The organism is Streptomyces sp. SID11385, from assembly GCF_010548245.1.
GTDB lineage: Bacteria > Actinomycetota > Actinomycetes > Streptomycetales > Streptomycetaceae > Streptomyces.
Genome location: NZ_JAAGLR010000979.1, coordinates 1 through 3165 on the forward strand (window position 1 = coordinate 1; position 3165 = coordinate 3165).

The 3165-nt window shown below is 75.6% G+C and carries 3 protein-coding genes and 1 pseudogene; all 4 read left to right on the forward strand.

Going from position 1 to position 3165, the window contains the following annotated elements; genetic code table 11:
* Positions 1-662, forward strand: a 662-nt coding sequence (locus tag G3I42_RS29980; protein WP_164290895.1) for a reductase, incomplete at its 5' end; no start/stop codon positions are given.
* Between the two features lie 229 nt (positions 663-891).
* Positions 892-2265 carry a sensor histidine kinase gene (locus G3I42_RS29985; RefSeq protein ID WP_164290896.1) on the forward strand — a complete coding sequence of 458 codons (1374 nt, stop codon included), beginning with the start codon at positions 892-894 and terminating at the stop codon, positions 2263-2265.
* Positions 2250-2924 (forward strand): response regulator transcription factor, encoded by a 675-nt coding sequence (locus tag G3I42_RS29990; RefSeq protein WP_164290897.1) that lies wholly within the window; start codon positions 2250-2252, stop codon positions 2922-2924. Before G3I42_RS29985 ends, G3I42_RS29990 begins: the two co-directional genes overlap by 16 nt.
* Positions 2925-2954: 30 nt before the next feature.
* Positions 2955-3165: pseudogene (locus G3I42_RS29995) on the forward strand (hypothetical protein); the annotation flags it as partial.

Sequence of the window (3165 nt, forward strand, 5' to 3'; positions counted from 1 at the left end):
TCGTCGCGGGCGACCCGGACGCGGAGGCGCGCGACTACGCGAGCGACAAGCGGGGCGGGGAGCTGGCCGTCGAGCGGGCCTTCGGCGCGGAGCGCGCGCTCCTCGCGCGGGCGGGGCTCATCCTCGGCCCGTACGAGAACGTGGGGCGGCTGCCGTGGTGGCTGCTGCGGATGCGGCGCGGCGGCGACGTGCTGGCACCCGGGCCGCGTGAGCTGCCGCTCGCGTACATCGACGCGCGGGACCTCGCCCAGTGGCTGCTCGACGCGGGCGCGGCGGGGCGCTCGGGACCGTACGACCTGGTCAGCCCGTCCGGGCACACGACGATGGGCGAGTTCCTGGAGACGTGCCGCGCGGTGACGGGCTCGGACGCGGTGCTGCGCTGGCTGAGCCCGGAGCGGGTCGAGGCGGCGGGCATCGAGCCCTGGACGGAGCTGCCGGTGTGGTGCCCGCCGGGCGAGCTGCACGGGGCGATGCACACGGCGGACGTGAGCCGGACGGTGGCGGCGGGGCTGCGGTGCCGGCCGGTTGGGGAGACGGTCGCGGACACGTGGGCGTGGGTGCGGGACGGGCTGGGGGAAGCGATGCCGGGGCGGACGAATCCGCGGGCGGCGCTGGGGTTGGAGGCGGGGAAGGAGGCGGAGGCGTTGGAGGGGGTGGGGTGAGGGGGCGGCTCCCCGCGCAAGCGGGGATGGACCAGTCTCTCCGGCCTGGGCGTAGCGCTGGCCGGTGTGTGCCCCGCCCGGGCGGGGACGCCCCAGGTGTACCTAGGTACACCCCCACCACGGGGGCAGGACGGCTGCCCCTCGCCTCCCGCGATCCGCAGAATTGACCGTGCCGGGCCGCTGGGGCCCGGTCGGGCCGGGAGGCTCGTAGCGGGGTGTGAGGTGGATCATGGGCGGGCTGACTCCGGCCAAGGACGAGGGCGGGCGGCGCGTGTACGAGCGGCTGCTCGCCGGGGAGCGGATGGCCGCGCGGTTCCTCGCGGCGGACGGTGACGGGGGCCGGGAGGAGGACCGCGGGCCCCTGCGGGTCTTCCGCGCCGCCTGGCGCGGGGCCGTACTCGCCGGGACCTCGCTCGTCGTCTCCTGCGGGCTCTTCTGCCTCGTGCTGGTCTCGATCTGCCTCGTCCCGCTCGGCGCCGGGCTCATCACGACGCCGCCGATCCTCGCCGTGATCCGCGAGTACGCGCTCGGGCGCCGTGAGCGGGCGCGCGCGTGGGGCGGGGTGCGGATCGGCGTGGCGTACCGGCCGCTGCCGCCGCTCAAGCCCGGCTTCACGGGTGAGGCGGCCCTGTGCCTCGCGCTGCTGCGCGACCCCGCCACGTGGCGGGACATCGGCTGGCTGCTCCTGGACTGCACGGCGGGCGTGGTGCTCTCGGTCCTGGCGCCGCTCGTGCTGCTCTACCCGGTGTGGGGCCTCGTACTCGCCGCCGGCGGTTGGCGGATCTTCGAGGACAGCCCCGAGTGGTACCTGTTCCTCCCGGTGGACAGCCAGGCGACGGGCCTCGCCGCCCTCGCGCTCGGCGTGGTCATCGCGCTCACCGCGCGCTGGTCCGTCCCGGCGTTCCTCCAGTCGTACTTCCGGCTGACCCGTACGGCGCTCGCGCCCAGCCGGGAGCAGGAGATGGCCGCGCGGATCGACCGGCTCACGGTCACGCGGGAGGACGCCGTCGACACCTCGGCGGCCGAACTGCGCCGCATCGAGCGGGACTTGCACGACGGGGCGCAGGCGCGGCTCGTCGCCGTGGGCATGGACCTCGGGCTGATCGAATCGCTCATCGAACGCGACCCGGCGAAGGCGAAGGAACTGCTCGGCAAGGCGCGGCTCTCCTCCGCCGAGGCGCTCGGCGAACTGCGGGACCTCGTCCGGGGCATCCACCCGCCCGTCCTCGCGGAGCGTGGGCTGGTGGACGCGGTGCGGGCGCTGGCGCTGCGGCTGCCCGTCGAGACGGAGGTCGTGGCGGAGGTGCCGGGGCGCGCCGAGGCGCCGGTCGAGGCCGCCGCGTACTTCGCGACGAGCGAGCTGCTCGCCAACGCGGTCAAGCACGCGGGCGCGGACCGGATCTGGATCGACCTCGGGTACCGCGAGGGACGGCTGCGGATCAGCGTCGGGGACAACGGCGGGGGCGGGGCGGACGCCGCGAAGGGGACGGGGCTGGCCGGGGTCGAGCGGCGGCTCGGTACCTTCGACGGTGTCCTGGCCGTCAGCTCTCCCCCCGGCGGCCCCACTCTGGCCACCGTGGAGCTGCCGTGCGTGTTGTCCTAGCCGAGGACCTGTTTCTGCTGCGGGACGGTCTCGTACGGCTGCTCGAAGCGTACGACTGCGAGATCGTCGCCGCGGTGGAGAGCGGGCCCGAGCTGAGCCGGGCGCTCGCCGAGGAGCGCCCGGACGTGGCGGTCGTGGACGTACGGCTGCCGCCCTCGTACACCGACGAGGGCCTGCAGTGCGCGCTCGCGGCGCGGCGGGAGCGGCCGGGGCTCCCGGTGCTGGTGCTCTCGCAGCACGTCGAGCAGTTGTACGCGCGGGAGTTGCTCGCGGACGGCAACGGCGGCGTCGGGTACCTGCTCAAGGACCGGGTCTTCGACGCCGAGCAGTTCGTGGCGGCGGTGCGGCAGGTCGCCGCGGGCGGCACGGCGATGGACCCGCAGGTGATCTCGCAGTTGCTGCGCCGTCCGGCCGCCGAGCGGCCGCTGGCCCGGCTCACGGCGCGTGAGCGCGAGGTGCTCGAACTGATGGCGCAGGGCCGCTCGAACGCGGCGATCGCGGAGCGGCTCGTGGTGACCGAGCGGGCGGTCGCCAAGCACACGTCGAACATCTTCGCCCGGCTGGGACTGGAGATCTCCGACGACGACAACCGGCGGGTCCTCGCGGTGCTCGCCTTCCTCGACGGGAAGCGGCCGTCCCGCCAGGACGACGGCAGGTGACCTCGGGGGGCGTGTCTCGTTGCGCTGGACGTGGATTCCGCAAAGCTCGCCCCCCGAAGCTCCCGCCGGTCGCGTTCCGGCACCGCCCCCTCGTCCTCCGGCCCGGCGCCGGTCGGCTTCGCCCAGGCGGAGGCGGCGCTCGTCGAGCACTACCCGCGGCTCGTGCGGCTCGCGCACCTCGTGCTGCCCGCCTCGCTCGGCCGCGCCCGCCGTGTGCTCGCGGCGCACGCGCTCACCCAGC